12 protein-coding genes and 1 pseudogene are annotated in these 25,392 nt (G+C 57.0%); 4 read left to right on the top strand and 9 right to left on the bottom strand.

The features are described from left to right. The first annotated feature begins 11 nt into the window (after positions 1–11). The gene (locus WDJ58_RS26040) at positions 12–1,322 is read left to right on the top strand and encodes an McrC family protein (protein ID WP_338918474.1); all 1,311 of its coding nucleotides are present in this window, start codon (positions 12–14) and stop codon (positions 1,320–1,322) included. Positions 1,323–1,400: 78 nt separating this feature from the next. On the opposite strand, the pseudogene WDJ58_RS26035 reads toward WDJ58_RS26040, so the two are convergent. After that, a pseudogene (locus WDJ58_RS26035) lies at positions 1,401–1,617 on the bottom strand (AAA family ATPase); the annotation flags it as partial. A gap of 124 nt (positions 1,618–1,741) precedes the next feature. Between WDJ58_RS26035 and WDJ58_RS26030 the strand changes: the two are divergent. After that, positions 1,742–7,909, top strand: coding sequence for a hypothetical protein (locus WDJ58_RS26030; RefSeq protein WP_338918473.1), 6,168 nt, complete (start codon positions 1,742–1,744; stop codon positions 7,907–7,909). Positions 7,910–8,052: 143 nt separating this feature from the next. Here WDJ58_RS26030 and WDJ58_RS26025 read toward each other — a convergent pair whose 3' ends face one another. From WDJ58_RS26025 to WDJ58_RS25990, 8 genes are all read right to left on the bottom strand, one after another. After that, positions 8,053–8,289 (bottom strand): hypothetical protein, encoded by a 237-nt coding sequence (locus tag WDJ58_RS26025; protein WP_338918472.1) that lies wholly within the window; start codon positions 8,287–8,289, stop codon positions 8,053–8,055. A gap of 114 nt (positions 8,290–8,403) precedes the next feature. Then, positions 8,404–8,844: a hypothetical protein gene (locus WDJ58_RS26020; protein WP_338918498.1), complete on the bottom strand. Its 441-nt coding sequence runs from the start codon at positions 8,842–8,844 to the stop codon at positions 8,404–8,406. A gap of 14 nt (positions 8,845–8,858) precedes the next feature. After that, positions 8,859–9,770: a ParA family protein gene (locus tag WDJ58_RS26015; RefSeq protein WP_338918471.1), complete on the bottom strand. Its 912-nt coding sequence runs from the start codon at positions 9,768–9,770 to the stop codon at positions 8,859–8,861. 484 nt (positions 9,771–10,254) lie between these two features. Then, entirely contained in the window at positions 10,255–11,547 is a 1,293-nt protein-coding gene (locus tag WDJ58_RS26010; protein ID WP_338918470.1) for a tyrosine-type recombinase/integrase, read from the bottom strand. A 462-nt stretch (positions 11,548–12,009) separates the two neighbouring features. Beyond that, complete coding sequence (locus tag WDJ58_RS26005) at positions 12,010–13,035, bottom strand: hypothetical protein (protein WP_338918468.1); 1,026 nt, start codon at positions 13,033–13,035, stop codon at positions 12,010–12,012. A 129-nt stretch (positions 13,036–13,164) separates the two neighbouring features. After that, on the bottom strand, positions 13,165–17,964 hold the full coding sequence (locus WDJ58_RS26000; RefSeq protein ID WP_338918467.1) for a homing endonuclease associated repeat-containing protein: 4,800 nt from the start codon (positions 17,962–17,964) through the stop codon (positions 13,165–13,167). 158 nt (positions 17,965–18,122) lie between these two features. Further along, the gene (locus tag WDJ58_RS25995; protein ID WP_256031516.1) at positions 18,123–19,463 is read right to left on the bottom strand and encodes an ISH6 family transposase; all 1,341 of its coding nucleotides are present in this window, start codon (positions 19,461–19,463) and stop codon (positions 18,123–18,125) included. Positions 19,464–19,567: 104 nt separating this feature from the next. Next, complete coding sequence (locus tag WDJ58_RS25990) at positions 19,568–21,133, bottom strand: ATP-binding protein (protein ID WP_338918466.1); 1,566 nt, start codon at positions 21,131–21,133, stop codon at positions 19,568–19,570. Between the two features lie 317 nt (positions 21,134–21,450). Between WDJ58_RS25990 and WDJ58_RS25985 the strand changes: the two genes are divergently transcribed. Both WDJ58_RS25985 and WDJ58_RS25980 read left to right on the top strand, forming a co-directional pair. Beyond that, positions 21,451–23,565, top strand: coding sequence for a vWA domain-containing protein (locus WDJ58_RS25985; RefSeq protein ID WP_338918465.1), 2,115 nt, complete (start codon positions 21,451–21,453; stop codon positions 23,563–23,565). Next, on the top strand, positions 23,565–25,340 hold the full coding sequence (locus WDJ58_RS25980) for a HEAT repeat domain-containing protein (protein ID WP_338918464.1): 1,776 nt from the start codon (positions 23,565–23,567) through the stop codon (positions 25,338–25,340). The genes WDJ58_RS25985 and WDJ58_RS25980 overlap by 1 nt, the downstream gene beginning before the upstream one ends. Positions 25,341–25,392 lie beyond the last annotated feature (52 nt).

Genomic DNA, 25,392 nt, shown 5'->3' with positions numbered 1-25,392 from the left:
GCAGAAGACCAATGAACAACACGCATTCGACGGCCGATGGCGGCTCGACAGAACGGTCGTCCGTAGCAGAGCGATCGGTCGGTGACCGACGACTCTCCCAGTTCGGTCGCGATCCCGATGTTGTCTTGTCAGAACATAGCTCCGTACAGTTGGATGATGATCTCTCCGATGTAGCACATGATTTTCTCACTGACGAACTCGAGTCATCCCGATTAGCCGTCGATTACCGACGAGAGGGACCTCCCATACTCCGAAGCACCCAGTATGTCGGGATCGTCTCGTTGCCAGACGGTCCGACTATAGAGATCCAACCTAAGGCGGCCGGGAAGAATCTCCTGTCGTTGCTCCAGTACGCGCAAGGACTCGACGCAACAACGTATGACCGTCGTACGAGACTGACAGAGGGCGACACGTTCTTAGACGTTCTCGGAGCGCTCTACGCCACTGAACTTGATTCCGTTCTCACTCGCGGTCTCCACCGCGAGTACCAATCCAAGAACAGTACAGAGCGATATCTGCGTGGTCGCCTTGACGTACAGCAGCAAATCCAACGCCATCCAGTCGGCGCAACTCAGTTTGAATGTGAGTACGACGAACTCACCATCGACACGACGACTAATCAGGCCGTCCTTTACGCCACAACGGTTCTTTCGTGGTTCGTTGAGGATTCGTCCGTCCAAAATGAACTGTCTCGCTACCGGCAACGGCTCCAACGGAAGGTCAGCCTCCGTCACGTTCGTGCTGCTGAGTTGGACGACATCGAGGTGACGCATCTCAACGAACACTATGCCGATCTGCTTCGACTCACCCGTCTGATACTCGAAAGCGTTTTCGTCGAAAATCTCCGGACTGGTGGGCGCGATTCATTCGCACTGCTCGTAGACATGAACGAGGTGTTTGAGGATGTGGTCGAACGAGTCGTCACTGAAGCGGTCGCCGATAGATCAGGGTGGACCGTCGAAACTCAGGCTTCAATCTCCGGTGTCGTTTCTGGCGGTGATCCACCGATTACGATGCGACCGGACGTACTCGTTCGTGATACGAGTGACAATGTGGTTTTAGTCGCCGACGCGAAGTGGAAAACCCCGAGCAAAGTGAGCAATAATGACGTATATCAACTTGTCGCCTATCAATCGACATACTCTGTCCCTGGACTGCTAATCTTCCCCGAACAAGATGAGGAGTTATCTACCACATATACAGTACAGGATGCAGGGACACTCTCCGTCGTCGAATTACCAACAAAACGCTCTACTACTTACGACCAGTTCGGTGCACAACTTGTTCGTTCCTGGTCGGAGGAAATGAAAACGGTTCTCTGACTGGATACCGAACGCGCCTGAGCATCCATTTTGACAACTTCGATTTCAGAGCTCAGGTATGTATGGATACCATCGCCCTCGAAATTTGGTGTAGTTACGCCAGCAGTTGACGTAGGTGGTTTTGACGTTGAGGATCTCTCCACGAAGGTGTTCAGTCACGAATGTTGGGATACAGGTCTTACCGGCCCCGCTAGACTCGGTGACGATAGCAGTGTCCGCAGGTTAGTCGTTCGTGATGATGTTCAGGATCGCGAGGAACGAACCTAGCCACGAGAACGCGAGCATCGCGAATCATATTTTCAGACATTTCCAGAAACCGATATTTGAAGAACTTCTGAGCGCGTCTTTGAAATTAATCGATGGTCCATTGATGAAGTTCCCTCACAGTTTTTTTGATGCGTACCCGATACGAGTGGGATATGGATGTTTCCGAGGGGCGAGTGGAGGCGATCAATGAATATGCAACCTGGTATGAGAAACTCACCTCCGAAGCGGCAACGATCACAACCGAGGCGGGTGACGATGTCGACAAGCTGAAAAACAACGGCAATACCGAACGTCTCTTAGCCGAAAACCACACGGGACGGGAACTCCTCGAGCTCATTCAAAATGCCCGTGATGAGATCGTCGCCGCCAAGGATCAAGCCGATGACTCTCTCGCCGGCGAGATCTATATTGGTGTCCACGACGAAGGACTCGTCGTCGCAAATACTGGGGACTCGTTCGATCTTCTGGACGACGATGTCGAACGGGCCGTCCGCATGGTCGGCGAATCGAACAAGACTGACGACGACGAGGAACTAGGGCCGACGACGAACACTGTCGGCCATATCGGCGTTGGTCTCAAGTCGATACTCTCCATCGGAGACACCTTTGAGGTCTGGTCGAATGTCGACAAACTGGCCGAACCGCTTCGCGTCAGATATAGTCGATCCTATCTATCTGCTGCTATCGCCCGCTACTGTGGCCGGTCGGTCGACACGCGAGAGCTAAAATCAAACTTCCACGATTCCTTCGAGGGGAACATCGACACTGAACTTTTCCCTGAGCCGAACACGATTGAGAAACGGGACGTCCCAGATGTCGTCGGTGGCATCCCGTTATTTTGGTATCCAGTAGCGCTCGATCCGAACACGGCCGACAGTGAACTCGCCCGCCGCTGTCGAAGCCTCGTCTCCAATAGCGAGTCTGATTTCGAGGTGTTCGACGACCCGCCCGCAGAATCATTTACGACGGCGCTGTTCATCGAGTTTCGGGACGACCATTGGCGTGATCTCCTCGCTGAGTTGGGGATCGAGCCCGAGAAAGGCCTCGATGAAAAGCCCCGAGGCGACCGCGAATCCGTCTGGGAGACGCTCTCCATCCATAGCGAACGGTCGTCGTCGCTCGATGTCGAGACGTTGATCCACTTCCAAGGGATCGATGACTTCTACATTGAAAATATTGGGGATGACGACCGCGTCGAAGCGGCGGAACACTGGTCTATCCGCCGGGACGCGAGTAAATCCGTTCCCCATGAGATGCTAAGCTACGAGCGAGTCTTCGTCGAAGCCCGGATCAAAGGTGAATCGCCGACTTACCGGTGCTTCGACGAGTTCGAACACCAGAACGCCCCGGAAACGCACGTCAGCGTGCTTGTCGACCGGACGCCGGAGTTGCCTGTCCTCGCAGATGCCGTGGAGACCCCGTTATCGAGTGAACCGACACCAGACGCCGATCTCGATCGACGAATCGAGTATCCACTGCATCTCTACTATCCAATTGATGCCACTAGCGAGGGGCGGTTTCCGTTTTGTCTCCACGGTCGCTTTCGGGTGGCGACAAACAGGCAGGATTTCAGTGACGACGAGAAGAACCACCAGGTACTCGAGAAGGGAAGCGACCTCATCAGGTACATTGGGGAGACAACGGCAGAACTGTCTCCGGAGAGCCCATGGTGGGAGGTCTACCCCTGGCTGTTACTCCCACCGGAGCCACCCGAATCGGAGCCTCCATCGGATCCCATTGATGCTCCGGAACTACTGGCGTATTGTAAAGCTCGGATCTATGACGGACTCTCGGATTCAGCCTGTATCTCCACTGGAACTTCCCCTGTCTTGCCGACGGATGTTTTCATTGGGACGTCAAACACGGTCAGGAAGGGAGTCCAGTCAGCTGCCACCATTAGAGCGAGCCTGGCGTCACGCCACCCCAATAACCCCACGGGGGAGGGTACAGAGACGAGATCCCTCCCAACGCGGACATCCTTACAGGCTCTGACAGAGGCACTCGACAGCGTCTCCGATTGGAATACGCGTATTGGGGAACTGCTGGACCACCCCTCACCCGAGTCAGAGTTCGAAGCGTGGGTAGACTGGCTCGCTGTGCACCTCGACGCGGAACAGTGGGGAGACGATGTCGTGACTGTCACTGCCTCGGATGCACGGCGATTGTTCTACGGAACGGTTCGCGTCCTTGAGGACTATCGAGAGGAGAGTGACACGGACATGGAGGCGATTCTGCGCAACGACGAGAACGAACAGCGCCTCGACGGTGTATACCTCCTCCCGTGCTTGGCTGAAAGTGACGATAATTCACAGCTCGTCGCCACAGAATCCCGTCGCAAGGGAGAGGGAGGGGTGTGGGAGAGTGGCCGACGATCCTCCCGGACGGTCATTTGGGATTACGAGACTGAATCGCGTGACTACAGTTTCCCGCCTGAATACGGCGATTTTGACGTTTACTTCCTGGATCCGGAGTCTACCAATGGGGACACCCGTAACACACTGGCAAACGCTGGTCAAGCTTGGGGCGTGCGAAAGGGTGATAGCCCCGCAGAACTGTACAAATCTCTCTTAGAACCGCTACCGGACAGGGAAGATGCACGTGTTGGAGAAGCGGAGATAGCTGGACTTGCCGATCTAGTGACCTGCTACAACGAAAACCGCGCGGAGACGCTGAATTCGGGCGAACTGGCCTTCCTCGATACTGACAATCTTTTCGAGAAAGTCCGAAGCAGTGGGCAAGACAGGCGTGACGAACGATTGCGGACGAACCTCCGAGGAATCGATCTCGAAATTGACGGCAAGAGCGAGTGTATCGCTGACATTGCCCTCTCGCCAATGTGGGCTGCAATACGAGAACGAGCGCGGGCTACGGACGCCGATACTGCCGAAACCGGCTCTGTGCCTGACAGCTGTACCACTCCACCGACGGACTGCTGGCTTCCTGAGCCTGACGCACTGGTGAATGGGAAGATAGACACCTTACTAGCTGATCAAGACGTGCCTGTCGGGAACGTCGCCAGAGTCCTTTCGTTGCTAGGTTCGAGCCGTCTACCCGGACTCCGGTACGGCTGGTTGCTGGATCGCCGCCTCCACCCGGATCCCGACATGGATTACGATACGACCGGCGATACCGGAGAGAACCCCCACTGGTGGCCCACCGAGTGGGAGCGAGAGAAGATTCCGACAGATGTCGGGCGGGAACTTCATGAGACACTGGCCACGGCTCTCGAAGGGCGTGATGAGTACAAGGCCTGGATCACGAACGGTCGATACCAGACCCGTGCCGTCATCGATCACAACAAGACCTGTAACGTCGATCCGGTCTCCACGGCAGGCAGCAGCGGCTCGTACGTGGCCACATGGGTCTGGTTCACCGACGATGGACTTGAGTGGATAGCATCTCATCCGGACGCAGTACTCGACGCGTTGCTGGACCACCCTGAAGCCTATCAATCGGGGCTTCTGCGGACGTACTGGTACTGTCAGGGCGGAAAGGGGTGTTCCCACCAGAAGGAACGCACGATTCCGACACTTGCTAACTGGCAACTCCGAACCCAACCAATCTGGAGCGAGATCCTCCAGTTGTCAGACTCCGCGGACTCTGCAAACCGCGGCTGGGACAGTGATACCCTAGACAGCGCCATCATCAGGGGGGCAGACCAAGCGCTAGGCTGGCGGCTCTTCCCGTACATCGATCCCGATAGCGATCGGGTTCCTGACGAAGCCTTGCTGGAAGATCTGGGCGTGAAACGATTGGGAGAGTTGAACGCCTCCCAGGCAGCACAGAAACTCCAGCAAGTGCAGGAAGCGTTCGCCGACGCCCCTACTGGACTCGACGACGATGCACCCACGCAATTGGATATCCCGAATCAGAGATACTGGGATAGTGCTCGGACGAAACTCTTCGAACCGATCCTCGAATATGTCGACGAGCACTCCGACGCTGATTCCTGGGAGGATGTCGACCTCCCCATGCTTACTCATCTTCCGCTCCGTCGGGGAACGGCGTGGTTCAGTGCTCCGATCAACTGGATTGCGGGCGACGACCGCGATGCCTTAGTCAAGTATCTCTCGTCCACCCCGACGCCCTGGGAAAAACGGGCTCTAACTGATCCAGACAGTGACGTATACTCGAAGCGGGTATACGAGCTCAGACGCCAGGAACACAGAGGCTTCGACGAGTTCACGACGATCCTCGGTGTCGGGTTAGTCAAGGCACCGGACCCTACACTTGATGCGGACCAGTTCAAGACACGACAGTGCGACGTGGATGGACTCAATGCATGTTTGCGGAATATCCGTCGTGAACTTCAGAACCGGCTCGATTTACTGATCGCGATTCAGGAACTCGAAACGCAGGACTCGATTGATGAAAGTCGGACGGAACTCGGGATAGCAATCGAAAATCTTGCAGTCGTTAAGTCGCTCCCGGATGAGACGACCAACCCCCTCTCGAAAACCGGATCGGGAACGTACTACTTGCAGGAGGGAGGAGACAGCGAGGAGACCAAAGGGCTCGTACTGAATTTGGGAGGCATCGACGAGATCTCCTCTGCTAGTGACCTGAGCGAGCTATCGTGGCCCGAGCTGAAACGATGTGGTATCGTTCCTGAACTGGGAATGGGATTCGCGCTCGTGACCGAGAATTACCGTGCACGTAATGACTTCGAATCCATTCTTGATCTCACGGAGGACAAAGCGGACCTGATCAAACGGCTCAAGAAGGACACCTTCCCCATTGAAGAGGTCCGGAGCCACTTAGAGAGTGACTTCGAGCACTCGGTCCGACAGCGGGTGCGAGCATCGAGTGACCTCGTCGAAAACATCGCGCCTGGAGATCTGTCACTCCCCGATCTCGAGACCATCGTTCAGGCACTAGAGAGCCGAGAGAGTGATGCACGAATTGTCGGTGGACTCGAAGCTGTGTTCAACATCAACCACTCCAATAATAGCCCCGAACCGATCGTTGAATACGTTCGGACTGTCCAGAGCCTGCCGGACCCCTACCGAAGACTGGTTGAGGGACTCTACGTAGATACGTCGGACCGCGACTGGCGGTCGCTTTTACAGTTCTTTGAGCGAGATCGAGTCGGACTCGTCATCAAATGGTGGGTCACCAACGAACGATTCCTCCCAGCGGATCTCACTGCCGATATTGATCGGACTACAGCTCGACGGTTGGCTGAAGTCTCAGAGGTCAATGACTCCCTCTCTATTGCTTCTGCGGACCCAATCGACTGGAAGACGGAGCTAGATTCAGTCACTGCCAATGTCCAGTGGCAGGACGTGGTGCCGGCTGAGATCCAAACTGATACCAGCACTGATACCCGATGGATAGAGGTCAGTCCGGCGAGCTTCGAAGATGGACTATCGGCATGGTTGGATCGAATCCAGAGTGAAGCCAGTAATGATGACCTCCCCGCGTTTCTGGAGGAGTACATCCGAACGGGGTCACTCCAAACCAAAACCGATCGTGAGTTCCGAGCAGATTCGATGAGTCGGGCTGGCGATGTGTCGAAAGACGCAGAGCGTGACTTCTCAATCCTTCAGACGTCGTCATCGTCTGGCGGATCCTCACAGAAGTCGTCGATTCAGGAGAAGGGCCAAAGTGTGTCGGGGAGTGTGCATCAAGATAGCAGCGGCTATCCGACTAAGGGGCGTGGCGAAGACGCTGAAATCGCGACAGCGATAAAGATCCTCGACGATCTGACGGAGTGGATTAAACGTGACCCAGAAACGCACTACGACAGGTTCGTCAAGCACATGTACAGTCTTCACGACGAGCAAAGCGAATGCGACTACGCTTGGCACAAGAGCAATGTCTGGGGGGAACAGATTCTCGACCTGTTAGAGTCGGGCTTGACCGCTGACGATATCGAGGCACGGTTCTTGAGCTGGCGGACTGACCTCGAACAGGGGTCACTTGACGATTCTCCCCTTTTCCGAATGCTCGATGTGTCGCAGGAGGGCGGACCCGGCTTCGATATGATCGATCCACTGGGCCCAACGCCACAGGACGAGACGGCCGACCGCGAACTCGCTTCCTCCCCGATCGAAGTCAAGGCTGTTGGGCGTGATCCTCCCTACAGTATTCGGCTTACCACCAACGAGTATCAACAATGCCTGAAGTTCGTAACGACACCCGGCCGGGATTATGTCCTCCGATTGGTCTACGTCCCTGAGTCGGACAACCGTGTGGCTAATGCGACGCTACAGCAGGATATAGTTATAGAGTCGAAAGCCGACCTTCGGGAGTTGATCCCCCTACGCGAATTTGAGCGGAACGTTCGGCAGGGAACGATCAGCCTTGATATCGAATGATTTCCCAGGCGTGAGTACCTGATAGCTGCCGGAATTAGTAGCCTCTTTGGTTGCTAAGAGTCAGTCAAATCCGATCTGTAAAAGCTCGGAAGAGTTGATATACCTCATCTCTATCGCTGTTTGCTGTGAACCCTCTGTGTGTTTCACAATTGGATATCTGGGAGTCTTTTGAGGGCTTCGTTCAGGAGGTATGCCTCAATGAGTTTGGTTGGCAACTTCATTGCCCACTCTTTGGTCGCCTCCGCTGAATCGAAGGCCAGATTGACCGTTTGCCAAAGGTACGGGTGATGAGTTCGAAGAAACCATCCCCAGATGACCGCCGTGAGAGCAACCTGATGTTCCTGGGTTAGCTCTAATTTGTCGACGTTGATGGTAGCCATCTATTACGAGAGCGTTCGTACTATCTGTGTAAATAACTTGACTCTATACATGATTGTCGACGAGGCCTTTTGGCTCTTGACCACACAATATCCGAATTTCAGTGAATCACTGATTCATTGATCGGTGTCTTTCATTGCCAGCTCACGAATCTTCTCTTTCGTCTCTTCTCGGTGCTCGCCGAACGCAACCTCGAAAATCCCACGGTAGAAGTGCTTGTTCTTTTCAAGCGTGACGTCCTCCCGTTTCAACTGTTTTTTTAGTCGCGTGAATGTAACCTCGATGTCCTCGCTCTGTTCCGGCTCAACGTATATCGTGGCTGAATCCCAGTCCTCCCGAATGTTCAACGGTTCATCATCCGTTTCCGTTGCCTCATCAGTAGGGGATTTAGTATCCGCCGAGCCAGCACCCCTCTGCTGACCTGATTGCTCCTCTTTGGCGGCTGCAGGTTCGCGGTCTTGTCTCTCTGTGTCCGACGTCGCCTCCGTCGTCTCGTCGTCTCCCGCGACTTCTTCGTCTTCTGCTTCCTCTGACGGATCCTCAAATCGTTCGTCCATTCCCCGGGGCATACTTACACCTCCACCTGCGTCTTGTCGAACGCCCGTTCCATTGTCTCAGCAACCTCAAGAAAGAGGTCGCGCTCCACTTGCTGGTCGTTCGCGTCCTCCCATTCGAAAATATCGCAGCCGTTGTCCCACGCGCGCTGTATCGCCACCCGCATTGGTAGCTTGAAAATCGGCGCTAGAGACGCATATGATTCGTCAAATGCCTCCAAGAACTTCTGTGATTGACCATCGTCTCTATACATGTTTGCCAGCAGCCCCACGATCGCAATCTCGATCTGTTGGTTGTCCTCGATGGATTCCAGTTGGTCCCAGAGGTCGTTCAAGGCATCTCGTGATGTCGCTTGGGTTTGAGCGGCCAGGAACACGTTCTGTGCCGCGATGAACGCTGCATCCGTCAGAACCGAGAGATCTGGTGGGCAGTCGATCAAGATAAAATCGTAGTCATAGCCGTCGTCCACCAACTCCTCGAGAGCAGCTTTCAACGAGAGACGAGCACTTGCATCGTCCATCCAATCCCGGGCGAGCCCCATGTCCTTGTGGCTCGGAACGAGATCGAAGTTCAGGTGTTCGTAATCGTCGTTGTGGATCACGATTTCTGAAAGTTTCGTGTCGTGTGTGCGCGGATTGTCGACGAGGACGTCAAGGAGGTTTGCGTCATCGGTCGCAAGCGTATTTGGAAGGTCGTTCTTCGGGCTTGACGGGTCGTTGTCGTCGCCTGGACCCAGTCCCAGCCCTTTCGTCATATCGGCCTGTGGGTCCATATCGATCGCGAGGACATCGTGGTCTCGAGAGGCCAGTGCCGCTGCACTGTTTATTGTCGCCGTTGTCTTCCCAGTCCCACCTTTCTGATTGCCGAAGGCGATCGTGGGAATACCGGTCGATGGTGTGACGCCCCAGCCACGAGGTGACTCAGTCATAGTCCGATCATTGATTCAATGACTCATAAATCCACGTCAGACATCCAATGCCGCTCTAGAACTTCTAAAGCGCTGAATTTCGGGGTATACGCCTTTAACAGACACTGATTCCACTATTCTGCTGGTGATCAATGAATCAATGAATCATTGAGTTAGTGCATTCTCGACTCTTCGCTATGCCTGAACCCTCGAGGAATGGGGCCTGCTACTGGCAGTTACTGAATCAGTGATTCAGCACTTCTTAGGGTGGGTGATTCATTGAATCACTATCTCTTGGATTCACTGATTCATTGATTCAGTGCTTCAACTATTCACTAACTCCACGATTCCTTATGGTCTACTGGATTCCAGGAATCAAGTATTCCATGACTCTATGATTCACTATTTCACTGATTCACTGACTATATGATTCACTGAGTTATGTCACTCAAGCATTCACCAGATAACAGACACGGACGAGGCCACGATGGCGTTCAGTATATCCTCAATCCCCCTCAAAGGCGGCAGCTAGCTGGTCACGCATATACTCTCGACGGAGCTTCCGGGCCCGTGAATCCGAGAGGTAATTTTGCAATACGACGTCGGCACTCGCGCTTCCTTGTTCGGCCGCTATCTCGTTGAGGCTTCCAAGGACGACGTCTAGTGACGAGGAATAGGCATCATACCAGAAGCGTCGCCCCATCTTTGGCGAGGGAGATACCCCGTCAATCTCGTCAGGAAGACCCGCTTGATCAGCGAGCTGTGTAAACCGATTCCAAACCGTCCACCGGGATATTGGGCCGCCTGAGGCGTGTGGGGACGGAAACAGGTACCCGTTCCAGTCGTCGTGATCAGCGAACGTTGCGAAGCGATCCTCAAGTTCTTCCAGGCCGTAGAGCAGCGACACCTCGCCAGGCCCGTTCTTCCGCTCCTCGAACGTAATATACGGGACTTCGTCGGTAGAGACATCAAGGACAAATTGACGCGCTCGTAGGCTAGCCACCTCATTCGGACGAAGACCCCATGCACACAGGGCGAGTACAAGAAGGCGGTCCTCCTGGTCGTCTACCGCCTTGTAGAGCGTTCGAACGTGCTCGGTGGCGAGACATGGTGTATCAGTATCGTCGTCATTGCCGTTCGACCAGTCAAACTCGTCGTCGAGGCCGTCAGCAGGGTTCACCGCAGCCCATTTCCGACGCACCAGATGCGCATACCAGTTCGAAACTGCGAGATGAATCCGGCGTTTGGTTTGCCCACCGTCGAGATCCTCGTGCAGGCGGTCGAACGCTGCCCAACACGCATCGACTGCTTTGTAGGCTGGGATATCACCATCCCGAGCAACGGGGGTCACGAGGTCATCGGTGTCATTCTCTTCGCCGTAGGCGGCGACATAGCGGTTCAATCGGTAGCGGAGGGTATCGATTGACGAGTCTGCAAGGCCCTTGCGCTCTCGCCGTGACGTGAGGAAGGACTCGAGTGCCTCGATCGTCCGTTCGTGGTCGGTTGCCCAGTCGTAGCCCGATTCTACGGCGTCGAGCTCGAGGTCCTCGCGCCAAAACTCCGAGAAGGTCCTGTCGTGATACTCCCGTAGGGCGTAAAGGAGCGGTCGGAAGCCGTGGTCGCGGAGCCAGCTGTGTGTCGGCTTCTCTCGTTTTGGATCTATCCCGTCTGTCTCCATCACCGGAGCGACGACAGCCCAGTACGCGCCGACGAGCTCGTCGAGATCGAGGAGGGTCCACGAGACGTCGTCAATGTTCTCCCAGTCCCGATCGATTTCTGGTGTCGTTGCGTCGCTCACTGTGTTGGCCTCCACGGTGTCCGCTGTTCGAGGCTATGAATCGGGGAGAGAAACCTCACTGAGTCAGTTCTCAATTCTAAGCCCGGCATTTTTGGCTGATAGCGTGTTTCCCACAGATAGAATATAGTTTTTGGGGACAAACAGACTGTTGGAGTCTGTGTGAACACCGAAAATAGGTGTTGTAGTGCCCCGAAATTGTATAAATCCTATATCGCTATACAAATTTGGCGGGGGAAGCGGCCCACAGTTTCGGAGGATAGGTTGTGATGCGTGCCTTTGTTTCACGACAGATGTGGCTGGATAGGCTTTCATCTGGCGATTAGTAGCTCACTACAGCGAATGTCACCCAGAAATGTTTTCTGAGAGATGGTGATTAGGAACCGCAAGACAGCACCTCTTTAACAGCTACTTCTGGAGAATAGAAGGCACGCATCGAATCCATCCTCCGAGGTTGTGGCGGCCTCAGCTTTTCTCAATCTCGAAGGCTTGGTCAAGGAGATCTGCGAGATCGCGTAGATTTTCTGCAGCATACGATTCCACTCGCATTGCCACACGTTCCGTTTCCTTCTGCTTCTTCCACAGCGTCACCACGACATCGGCATCATCACGCGGGTCTGGGAGTGCCGCTGTAATCCATGCTGTCACGGTTGGCGACCCCTTCAACCATCTCTTACTGAGTTCATGCCACTCCGGATCACACTCTTCCGGTGACGGTCGGTCCTTCCCGGACGCCTTTCGCTCCAAATCATCGGCAAAGGACCTGAGTTTCATAACGTCATTAGGAACAACCTGTACGGAAAGCGACTCGCTCTCGCCCCAGCTCTTTGCCTTCCCAAGTGAGAACGTTAGATGCCCGTCTGGCGTTCTGGAAATTCGAGCGCTTCCTCGTTGCTTGATGTTTTTCTCCGCGATAGTAACCCACTCTCCCGACTTGTCGAACGACATCCAGTAGTCTGCAGGAATCGGGACTTCAATCTCTACAGTTGGGTTCTTCTCCTGCCAGAGCCACCGCGTCACGTCGGGATACCCCTCCGTCCCGTATCGGTCCGGGAGGGTGTACGGCCACACCGAGAGAATGCCGGAGAGGTCAACATCGTGAGTCGTAAAGTCGTCTTCCTCGAGCCAGGCAACGCTGTACTCCCGATCCAGATAGTGCCTTACGACTGCTTCTTTGTCTTTTCCCTTATTCCGGTACTGGGCTTCAACAGCAATTCCCTTGCCGTATGGATCACACGGCTCGGGGAATTCCAATAGCACGTCAGGAATGCGCCCCTCGAGGTTGGATTCGAGTTCAATAGTCGCCTCGGGGTAGTCGTTCTCCAGGCGCGCGTATGCGATGGCCTTCATCTTGTGATGGATTTCGGATTCCCCTGGACAGTCACCATCACCACTACCGGCTCCGCTGCCATCTCCTTTCCCGCCGCCCTTGTGACTGAAGTGCCGAGAGACGAACGTGCTCCCGCGGTTGTAGGACCGGACCACTGACATCTCCTCACCGCAAACTGGACATGCAACTGTCGATCCGTCCGGGACCTGTGGAGGTAGTACCTCGTCACCGTCAGACAGTCCAAGATATGGCATATTTGTTGAGTTACTTACCTTCTCAACTCACTCCAGTCACGATTTCGTTTCTACCGGTAGCTCTGATCCACATTCGATTGCCGTAAGGTCTCTCGTGCTATCGAGTAGTCGGTATACCTCGCCATCGCTCTCCCAGACTGTCCCTCTGGCCTCACGCAGGATATACCAGGTATCGACTTCCCACTCGATCTCGAGCCCGTGTTTTTGCCAGACTTTGAGCTCGAACTCTTTGCCGTTGAGATCGGCGACCAGATACCGGCCATCTACACGATCTGACCGGGTCCGTTTCTTCTCTTTCACCTGAACTGCGATCGAAGACGGAAGCCGACTGTTCCCGGGGATATCCTCCCAGGTGAGAATGGAATCCCTGTCACCATTCAATACGGGCGATGAATTTGATTCCTCTCTGGTATCGGGAGATAGATCGGACTCAGTCGTCTCGTTAGTCGACTCTTCGCTCGCATCAATCAGGGAGGTTGCTTCCGTCCACGATCCAAAGAAGTTGGAGTACATTCCCGCGGAGACTCGCCCGTGATGGTTCATCTCCGTCGTTTTCGGCATATGTCCGAGTTCGTCACGAACACGTCGGAGTTCCTCAAGGAGTCGCTCTCGCTTGTCGATCCCCGCAGCTTCCAGCGCTTCATCCCACGAGCCGAATTCTTGGAGACAGTCATACGATTTGTACGCGCCGTCAGAATCCATCTCCGACGCGTACGGCACGAGGTTCTCACCGTCATCAAGACGCTGAATCTCGTCGATGAGTGCCTGCCGAGATGGTCCAGAATCAGGGGTGGGCGACGTGGCGCTGTCGTCAGGCTGACCGTGGGGTTCATCGGTCGAATCGTGGGCTTGCGATTCCTGTTCGGAATCTTCACCGCTGGCGAAGTCGGCGGCTTCGCGTGCTGCAGTTATCGTCCCAAACTCGTCGGCATACATTCCGGAGCTGTATCGACTGTGTTCGTCGATCTGAGTGGTCGACGGGACCTCTCCGATTTCAGCAGCAACACGCTCCAGTTCAGTGAGAAGCGACTCCCTGCGATCGATACCGGCAGCATCCAGTGCATCGTTCCACGATCCGAACTCCCGATAATACTCGTGAGTCGAGTACGATCCTTGATCGTCCATCTCGGGTGCCTTTGGGGCGCCACCGAGGTCCTCTGTCAAGGTCTGGAGCTCGTCGATGAGATCGTCCCGCGTGGGTTGGTGATTATCACTTCCCGTTGACTGCTCAGCGGTCGGCGTCCCAGTCTCGGTCTCAGGACTCGATTTCTCCTCTGTCCCACTGCTGTCGGGTTCCGCCGCAAGAGCCTCCTCAAGTTTCGCATGGAGTTGTTTGGCTTCCACCACCGAGGAACTCGGTTTCTTATCTGAGGCGGACAGCACCGCCTCAAGCTTCGACTTCGCCTCACGATACCGCTGCTGTGCCCGATCTTCCTCGCCGTTTATCGAGGCTGTCCGCGCATCACTGACGAGTCGCTGAGCCTCTGTGAGCGATTCCTCGAATCGCACCTGCCGGTCAGCTCTCTCGAGACAGGTGTTGGTGAACTCCACACCGGCTTCCGCCCTGGCTGTGTCAAGATCGTACCGCTCGCCCCAGTCCACAGCGGATTCGAACCGCGCCTTGGCTGCGTCCAACACGGCCTCAACTGCAGTGAACCCGTTACTGGTCGCGACGACGTCGCAGCATCCGAGGAGCCGCTCGCCTGCGGCACACCGTTCCTCATACGCAGCGGTACGAATGTATCTCTCAGCAGCTTCGAGATCGGTATCGGTACCGTCGGGGATTGTGAGCGTCTGGTCGTCCGTCTGGATTCGGATTGTGCGATGCTTCCAGAAGAGTTGGCCGGCCTGCTGAACATCGACACTCGTGACGTCCTCGTGGCGGATCTGGATCGCTTGATTCTCAGGATCATTCCCGACGACGCAGAGCACCCGCGTGGGGGTGATTACAGTAATCGCCCGATGCCCGTTTAGATCTGGCAACTGCTGGCCGGTGTAGTCCGGAGCCTGGCGCTTCGATGCCAGCAGGAAGATTACCTCTTCGCCATTCAGCAGATAGGTTTGGAGCGATCGCTGGTGCAGATAGCCTGTCGAGAAGAGGCCACCGTCGCCCGTGCTCGTCAGGAGGGTTTCGTCGAGGGATGCGTCTGTGCCAGGTTCGACTTGCAGCCGTCTCGAAATAGCGCTGGGCGGCTCACCGACTCCCAGTACGTCAAACACGCTGGCACTCCCCACCGCCTCATCGCTGCCGGCCTCCTCCTCGATCTCAGGAGCCTGTGGCTCCGACTCAGCTTCTGTCGATTCGGAACTGGGTGGCTCCGGTGAATCAGGGCCTTGAGACGAAGTTGTCTCTTCATGTGATTCGTCGTCTTCTGACGTCGACGATGGTGACTTCTGCTGCGGTGTATCGCTCTCCCCACTTGTGCTCTCATCAGCTGACTCGCCGTCGGTCGGTGTTCCTTCTTGATTGGTGGTTGCTCCTTCTTGTGACTGCTGACCCGACGACGCCTCCTCAGAGAGCGCGCTTAACGACGCTGTCAATAGCTCATCCAACTCCGTCGGTCGCTCTCGATAGATGGGGAAAAGCCACCAGACGCGCTGGAGGCCTTCGACGGAGAGAGCTTCCGAGTCACGGAGTGTTTCCATTGCGGCTTCCCAGTCATCCTGCGCCACTCGATCCCCCTCCAGCCATAACTCATCCAGCAGAATTTCTGTCGCTTCGACGGTCAGTTCATCAAGCAACTGTTCCAGATTGACGTTCCCCTGAACGGTCTCTACCTCGAGATCCTCAAGCAGATCTCGGGCCCAGAGTTCGTGTCCCCGCTGCTCGGCGCGTTCCAGCAATTCGGCGTCGACGCCGGCTTCCTTGATGATCGGCTGCACCCCAATCGTCTCCCCCAGCTCCCGAACCCAGTTGAGCTCCTGCACATACTCCTTCGAGTCCAGCCCCGCAATGTAGTTCTCGTCGGGCATGGCGATGAAATGGTGGAAGTGGGGCCGCTGATCGCCGTGTTTGCGGAGGACCCGTCCCATCCGCTGTACGAGCTGAAGCTTCGTTTTGGTCCCCGCGACGTTGATGCCGACTTCCGCATCCGGGACGTCAATCCCCTCGTCCAGCATCTTAGGAGAGACGAGTACGCCATTCTCGCATTTCCCGAACTTGTTGATGTTACGTTGGACCGTCTCGTTGTTCTTCTTGGAGGAGGTCTCAAGCTGGCTGTGTGCCCGATAGACGTGATCGGACACCTCCCCGAGTTGGTCTGCGATTTCGTCGGCCGTGTCGATGTCCATTGCGAAGATGACGAGCTTGACAGGCTGGTCTGGGTCTTCGAGATAGTCCTTCGCCAGTTCGATTGCCTCTTCGATCTTCGGCTGTGATCGGTGGCGGATCCAGGTCCGCGAATGAATCGTCGCCTGGAGGTTCGACCATTCATCGGGTATGTCCTCATCGTCGAAGACCATCGACGCAGCCTCGTGTGCGCGAATGAAGTCCCCGAGGTCTTCGAGTTCGGTAAACGGGACAGGAATCTGTTTGAGAATCCGCTTGGTTGCTGTCGATCGCCGGATGTGCTTGAATTGGTCGGAGATCGACTCTGTTGCCTCATCCCACTCTTCCCGTTCGTAAGGGTCGAGCGGCGTTGGGTGTACAGTCCAGTCGAATTCGGGTATGATTCCGTCGCGACGAGCGTCCTCGACCCCGTACGTGTGGACGACATCACCCAACAGCTCGGTAAGCTGCTCTCGTTTCAGCTCACCGTCGTCGCCGATCGTTGCTGAAAGGCCCATCGCAGCCCGATAGTTTGGTCTGTCGATGGCAGCCCCGTACCCATCTAAATTAGAGTAGTGGTGTACTTCGTCGTAGATAACGAGATCGTACTGGTCGGCGAGATCACGGTCGTATCGTGGCAGGAGGGACTGTGCAGTATAGAACTCCACTTCTCCACTACTAAACGACACGCGGTCTGCCTGTTCACCCGTCTGTCCGGCAGGCATCGGGAGGCCAAGCTTCTCCTGTATCTCCTGCTCCCACTGCTTGAGGATCGCGTTCGAATGGGCGACGATCATGATTTTCGCGTCGTCAGTCCGTGGTTCGTGGTCGGGGTCCTCCGGAAGGACGCCGCAGCACTCGGCGATGGCGGCGATTCCAGCCACAGTTTTCCCTGTGGCCGTCGCCATCTCGAGAATTCCGTGTCGGCCGTTGTCCAGCCACTTGTTGAGGCCTTCTTCTTGGTTATCCCAGAGGGAGACCATCAGGACAGGCCGATGCAGGCGGGACATGGCCGCATCTTTACTCATGCTGCCCAGCGAATCGGCTTCGTCAAGGAGGGCTGTCAGGAGTTCTGAATCTGACAGTGCTTCTTGCTGGGCGGCGGTCACGAACAGCTCCAACAGATAGAGACCGCCACCACTCCCAATATGAGAGACGTCTAGCGCACTCGGATCGAAGCTAAGCTGTCGCAGTCGTTTGAGAAGAACCGTTTCTGCAGGCTTCGAAATCACACCTGTTTGCGCTGACCGCTGTGCGGGGAGGTTCTGATTTAAGGATACAATGTCCTCTCGGAATCCGTGGAATCTGTCTCGATTTGTCTCGATGGGTTCCGTATCGACGATGCCCTGAATGCGGTCAGTAATGAAGTCTGCAAATAAGCTGCTGTAATATTTTTCTAAGAATTTCCATTCGATCGGATCGACAGGCCCCTCATATCGGGGCATCGTGACCTTATTTGCGACCTCATCATCTAATCGAATGAGTTGCTCTATGGACGGCAGATCAGCGAGGACGTCGGACTGGTATTCGTCGAAAAAGTCGTAGTCGTAATCAACCAGTCCACCCATTCGTCTCACCTATTACCTATCAATCGTATGAATGTTTTCGTGAGGAACACGCTTTGTCGTCTCCTGGTACGTCGGCCCATCACGACTTCCATCAGGGGCAGCAATCGACAGATCTCCCGTTCCGTTCTCACAACCGATTGGTCGTGTCGCAAAGCGGTCTAGAGTTTGCCTCTGGTGCTCTCAATTGAGAGGTCACAGTTCATTGCTGTTTTGGTCGGTCGCTGGAGCAGTTCGTCGAGGAACGACTGATAGTAAGGTGGATCGGCGTATTTCACCAACCGAAGCTGGAGTATTGCCTCTAATCCTTCCTTCGTCCAGCGCATCCACTGATTCTTGCATCGCTTGCTGACTTCGCCCATCAGTCGTTCGACGGGGTTCGAGGTCCATGGCACCTCGAACCCCTCGATGGCCTGCTTGGCAAACGTCACTATCGACGGCAGCCACCGCCGAAGATACCTCGCCGCCTTCTCCGACCCGTACTGATCCAACTGCCACGCTGTCTTCTCGATACGCTCGGTCGTTCGCGTGATCCGCTCGCGGATCACCGCGAACTCCTCGTCTGGCCGATGCTTGATGACCGAGTTCTTCAGATGGAACACTTCTTCAATTACTTCCGAAACGATCTGGTTACGCCGATCCAACGAAAAGACACCGTCGTCCCACAGGTTGTAGTCAAGCGTTCGGCCAACGTGGACGAGATCGAGTTGGTGATCGCTGTGTTCGTCGGTAAAGGCTGTGACAATGCCACTATCGCCGTCACTGACGACCGTCGCGTCGTCAGTGACTGCACCGATGTCTTCGAGCTCGGCGGCTGTCTCGTCCCAGTCAGCGTTGACCGAGAGATCGAGCAGAGAGCGTGAATCCTTGGCGGTGTTTTCGCCAAGCGTGGCTTGGACAGAGTGGTACGATCGGTCTTCGTCTTGGCTGTAACAGTGCGTGCCGTCAGGAATAACGGCGTCAGCGTCGGTGTCAGCGACACAGTCGGGAAGAAACTGCTTGAGTTTGGTGCCGTATTCTTTGGTGCGACGGTTGATGGTGGTCGGCGACGGCATCCTCTCGAAGATGCCGTCGCCGTGATCTGCCGCATCACGATAACTGAGTGAGGTAGCGAGGTCGACGCTTTGGGCGGCGATGTCTTGCTGATAGCGGTTTTGGCCGTCGAAGCCGAGAACGTCTTCGACGGGCCGGAAGTAACTGGATTCGTCGTGATCAGCAGCTGTGTCTTTGACGTAATGAAGGTCGAACTCGTGTTCACCGGCAGTTGTGACGGCTGTGCGAGTATCAGTACCGGCTCGTTGGAACCGGTTTTCGCCGTTGCCGTGAGCGTGTTTTTCGCCACAGAGCGCCTCGACGCGGCCCGCGTCGAGGCTTTCGATGAGTCCTTCGAGAAGGACCGATTCGATGTTTTGGTCGGTAATGAACTCGGCAAGCGTGGCCAGCGGTATCGTTTTGTCGTCATCGATGCTAACGGTCAACCGCACGTCGATTGTGGCGTGCATGGGACACCTCGGGTGGACACCAGAGGCGTCCCCTTGCTCAGGGGAGTCAGTTACTACTGAATTCTAGAGGACTTTGCGACACGACCAACCGATTAGGTATCGACCTAGCATAGGAGCAAGTACAACCAGTACGGAAGTTGGACGATCCCCTCACCGAGATCCTCAATAGGTTGTTTCCCTCGAACCGTATCACCAGCGAGGATGAATCCAAGTGGCACGTCGTACGCTTCTTTGAATTCTCGAACGGCTTCCAGTGACTCCTCACGCTCGCGTGACTGATACGTTAGCCCGATCGGGACGGGGGTTCCGTCCACCTCGAAGACGAAGTCGACCTCACCCTCTCGCCCGCGCCAGTACTGGACGGCGGGCGTCTCGTTATTGCCCTGGATGGCGTTGATCCCGTAGGCGAACCGCATCGTGTGGTCGAACGCCGCGACGCGGGCCAGGTCGGCCTCGCGGTCAAAATCGTTGCGGACGGTCGAGGCATCGCCGTCGGCGAGCGCGGTCACTAGCCCAGTGTCACGGAGGTAGAGTCGCACCGACCGGGGACGACTGTTGTCGTACTCGGTAACGCCGGTCAACAGATACAGCTCTGCCAGCGCGGGAAGATAGCTATCGGCGATCGTCCGCCGGTCGACGTCGAACAGTTCGACGAGGTCCTGATACCGGAACGGCTCAACCCCCCGATTCCGAGCGGCGAGCGCACAGAGGCGTTCGAGATCCGCGATCGTTTGAATCGATTCGAAGCCAGGAACCTCCTGGTAGAGGGCATCGCGAACGTCCTCGCGCAGCTGCGCGTAGTCATCCGGCGTCAGGTCTGCTGCCGACTCGGCGGCGCCGTCAAGGTCGTAGCTGATGGTGCCGCCCATCGCGAGGTAGTCGATGACCTGTGACTGGATGCGTCGTTCGACGTCTGCAACCTTCTCGTACTTCTGCCGAAGCTCTGCGACGAGTGACTCGATCTCGCCACTCTGGAGAGCCGCTGGCAGGCTGTTTTCCCCGGTTCGCAGAGAGGTGGGGCTCACGCGAGTGTCTTCTTCCTCAAGATCTGGATACAGCGTGAAGAGGTAGTCCCGGAACTTCTCGGGGAGAATGGGCTGGACATCGTAGTCTTCGCCCGGCATCGCGACGCTTTCGAGTTCCCGTTCGACTTGGATCCCGGCGCTGGCGGTCACGACGACGTGTCGTCCCGGGACGTCCTCGAGTAATTCCACGACGGGGACGCCCCATCCGTCGATAGTCGGCTTATTCGGATGCTCGATCTGGTGGATATCGTCGATCAGGATGAAGTGTGGGCGGTCTACCTCGATGCGACCGAGAACCCTGCTCTCGTAGTACCGAACTGCGCGTCGCAGCTGTTCGTCCGATTGGAGTTGGTAGAGCGGGTCGGCGTCGAAGGGAAGATAGAGGAATCGTTCCGGATCGTCGCCAGTCTCGATGCGATGGTGAATGAACTGGTGGAGGAGCGTGGTTTTCCCGACGCCCCGCCGTCCAACGAGGCCGAGAAGCGGTTGGTCCTCGAACTGGCTGCCGGACTCGTCGGGACGGGCGAGATGGTAGAAGTCGCTCTTCTGTCGTGCCGGGAGTGAGAATGCCTCTGTCCCTTGTTCCCACCACGGATTATGGTCGTGGAGCGCCCGGACGAGAGCGTCACCAGCGTCGATAGACATGGGTTTGTTGGCTGACCCACGATGCCCTTCACAATGATTGTTTCGGCTCAATACTCGACAGTATAGCGGCGGTTATCTATCTCTAATCCATTCTCCAGAGGCAGATAACCCTCCAGACACAATATAAAGAACACTGTAGTGCGCCTTTCTTATCTAATTCCTTCTCTATCTTGCCCGTTGGCGAAGCATTTATCACATCTTGGTACACACTGGTGAGTGTGAAGGTCGGGAAAGACGCATCGTGATGGTGGTTACCCCTCCTCGTTTCCGGGGCGAGCGAACACACCGTCGTCGATTACCCGTTGGCTGTCCGGGGAATGGCAGGCCACACAGAAACCATGGATACGATGTACGCGGACATAGAGGATGGGAAGCGTCACGATATCGCAGTCGAATTCATAACTCGGCGAACCATCGACTGCGACGGAGAACACGTCCACCGCTTACTGGTTGCCGATCAATCGGGGAAGCAGTTCACGGTACTCGCTACGCCTGACAGTGAGGCACTCCTAGGCCTGAAAACTGGGGCAACCCACCGTATCTCGGGGCTTCTGGGCGCTGCCCCTGTCACCTCAGTAGACGACATCGGGGCCGAGTGCCCTGATTGCGGAGGACGGCTTCGACCGGGACAGGTCGTCGACGCAGCTGGAGCAGCCGTCACGCAAGCCGCGTCACAGCTCTCCCTCGAGGAACCGTTCGGGATCATCGATGCCAGAGCGACCGTCCGTCACGTTCGGGAGGACCGGTCGCTCGTCAACGACTGGACGCCGTTGGACGACGATAGGTCGGTCACCCCACCTGGCTACGTCTGTGAGTCCTGTGGGCGTCACGTCGACGCGTACGAACATCGGGAGACTTCCGAGGCCGAGCAGATGCTCGAAAATCAGGTGATGGAGAACGCATCACCGGCGCCAGCAAGTGCGGACATGGCGAGCCCGGAGACCGTTGGACTTGCCGCGGGCGGCGCGAAAGACGTGGCCAACTTCCGGGAGAACGTCTCGAACGGGTATACTCCACAGCCGGAGGCGATCAGCGACGAGGGACTATTCTACGACTATCACTTCGAGACAGGCACGCGGACCGAATCGGATGCCCTGTTCGCACCGCGCTACGCGGCTGCCATGAGCGACCACCCGATCAGTGGGGAGACAGAGCGGTACCTGTCGGTCGGGCTGGATTCGACGCTCTCGGTCGACGAGTTCGAGCGGCCGCGGCTGGATCTTGTCGCCGTCCTCGACGTCTCCGGTTCGATGGACAGCTCCTTTGACGCGTACTACTACGACGAACACGGGCGCAAGCGAGAGGCCGAGGACGACGCGGCGACGAAACTGGACGCGGCGACCCAGTCGCTGTGCGCGCTCACCGAGCAGCTCCACGCCGAGGACCGCTTGGGCATCGTCCTCTACAACCACCGCGCCCACGTCGCGAAACCCCTCCGTGATGTCGGAACGACGGACATGCCGGCGATCCGTCGCCACATCCGCGAGATCGCTGCTGGCGGCAGTACGAACCTCGCGGACAGTTTCGAGGCGGCCGTCGACATGCTGGTTGACGGGACGCCCAGTCCCGACGTTGAGCGCCGTGTCGTCTTCATGACCGACATGATGCCAAACACGGGGACGACGGGGGACAGTGAACTCACGCAGCTGTTCGCGGACGCGGCCGCAGAGGGCGTCCACACGACGTTCATCGGCATGGGGCTGGACGCGAACGCGGAGCTAGCGGACACCTTGTCGGGCATCCGTGGGGCGAACCACTACTTCATCCACTCGGCCGCAGAGTTCGAGCGTCGGCTGGGCGAGGAGTTCGACTACATGGTCACCCCGCTGGTGTACGACCTGAACCTCGACCTCGACGCAGACGGCTACGAGATCGAGGCAGTTCACGGGTCGCCGTCCGCGGACTCCGCGACTGACCGCCTGATGCACGTCGGGACCCTGTTTCCTTCCGCCAAGCAAGATGGCGAGGCTCGGGGCGGCGTCGTCCTCGTCCGCCTCGAGCAGACGAGCTCGGACGCCGATCTCGATCTGGTCGCCTCGTGGACGGAACGGGACGGTGGCGAGTACACCGAGCGCGTCACCGTCGACGTTCCCAACGAGTCCGGCACATACGCCCATGAGGGCGTCCAGAAGGCCGTCGCGCTGGCCAGGTACGCTCGCGAACTCCAGACGTGGGCGGCGGACCTCCACGACCGCGCTGACGCCGCGACTGGCGTTGACGACTGGCTGCTTCCTGACCAGCGCGGCCAGCACGAGCGAGAGTCCGTACCGCTGGTCGCTCCTGATCGATATACCGAGCGATTCGACCAGCTTCGTAGCTACCTCGCAGACGAGATGGCTGCTGTGGATGATGAGTCGATGCAGCAGGAGGTGGAACTCCTAGAAACACTGTGTCAGCAGGCGCCCGCGACGCCGCGCGAGGTGAGTGACTAATGCTCGTGTTCGCGTTCGACCGTGACTGGACTGTCGACGTGAATCCACATCCCCGCCACGACGCCGTCCCGCTGGAGTGGGTGCGTCATCTCGCACATGAGACGCCGCACGCGGTCTACGCTATCGGCAATCAGACGCTGGCCGAGGAGGCCGCAATTCCGGGTGTCGTCGACATCGTCGGCCGCCACCCCGACGACTGGGACGAGTGGCTCGGCGAGAAACAGCCCGACGGTCGGTACGAGCAGTTCCCGCTCCGGCGCGAGCGTCTATCACTCATCGCCGACCTGCACCCGGACGCGGACGGCTACGTCGTTGTCGACGACCTCGATCTGAGTGATATCGACGGGTGGGAGCACTACCACGCCTGGGAGTTCGTTCCCGCCGTCGAACGAGGAGAGATTCATCCCGATCTCCCCTGGGTTCGTGACCTAGTGACCGACGGTGGGCTCGCGTCGTCCGCCGGAATCATGCCTGCGAACGCGTCGATGCTGTCGTCGTTTCTCGACGACCAAGCCGATGCACCCGGATTCGAACTCACGTACATCGACGATGGGACCGAACGTACCCAGCTGTGCCACGACGTCTCCCTGCACGCGGTGACACTCGAACGGCCTTCGGCAGCGCCAGCGCTCCAATGCACGCCGCTCGCCCCCAATAGTGACCAATTCACCGTTCCCGTCGACGCAATCAAGTTGCTCTCCGTGGTCGATCCGCCACCGAATCTGTACACGGCGGGCGCAGAGACGCCTGCCGAGGAGGCAACCGGGCTCCGCCGGCTCGCCGATGCGAATCCAGAGGCGGTCCGTATTTCATCGATTCTCGCTGTTCTGGATCGCGAAGACGATGATCTGTTCCGGGAGAAGGAAGCAGTCCAGGCACTTCGTCGGGTGGCGGCAGTGCGCCCAGAGGACTGTACGCCGGCGATTCCAATCCTACGGTCACTCTTGGCACGGGATGAGCTACCCGCTCGGGCCGACGTGCTGGCCACTCTCCGCGCCATTGGTGATGCCGATCCGGGGGCAATCGCTCCGCTCAACGACGAACTCGTACCGTATCTGCAATCGAACATTGTCTCCGTCAGGCGTGAAGCGACCAGATGTATCGCCGCGATCGCCGAGGAAGACCCCGACGATGCTGTGGACGCCGTTCCGGCGCTTGCAACGATTGTTGAGGACGACGCCGACGGACTCCAGTACGCGGTGTACGCACTCTCGCGAATCACGCGCGAGTATCCGGAAGAAGTCAAACCGGTCGCCGAGACACTTGGTGAAGTCATCCTCCGTGACTCGTTGTCCGACAGCGTTCGGTTGAACGCGACCGCTGGGCTCGGCCGGATCGTGGGCGAGTACCCGAGTATCGCCGTCGAGATCGTCGACGACGTCGCGACCCTGTTCGACGTCGACAACCCCAAGCTCCGGAACAACGCGATCGGACTAATCGGCGACGTGGCGATCGTTCACACCGACGTAGTTGAACCATACACCGATGAGATCACCGCATTGCTGACGGTCGAGGACACCTACACGCGAATCAATGCGAGCGGTGCCCTTAGCCGCGTAGCGGAGGACTTCCCGGAGTCGGTCGAACACGTCACGCCGACGTTCGTGGAGTTGCTGTCGGACGAGAACCCGCTCGTCCGTGAGAACGCTTGCTGGGCGCTCGGGCACCTCTGTGCTCGAGACGCGACCTCGGCCCTGGAAGACCGAGCACACGGTGATGACAACGCCGATGTCCGCACGAGGGCATCGTGGGCGCTCGCCCAGATCAACGAATGAGGGTGGTCTCGACGTTCCGCTTGCTGACTCGGTCCAGAGAGTTCGCTAGTGC

The sequence above is a fragment of the Salinirubellus litoreus genome (assembly GCF_037335815.1).
Taxonomy (GTDB): domain Archaea; phylum Halobacteriota; class Halobacteria; order Halobacteriales; family Haloarculaceae; genus Salinirubellus; species Salinirubellus litoreus.
This window is presented reverse-complemented; position numbering and strand designations above follow the sequence as displayed.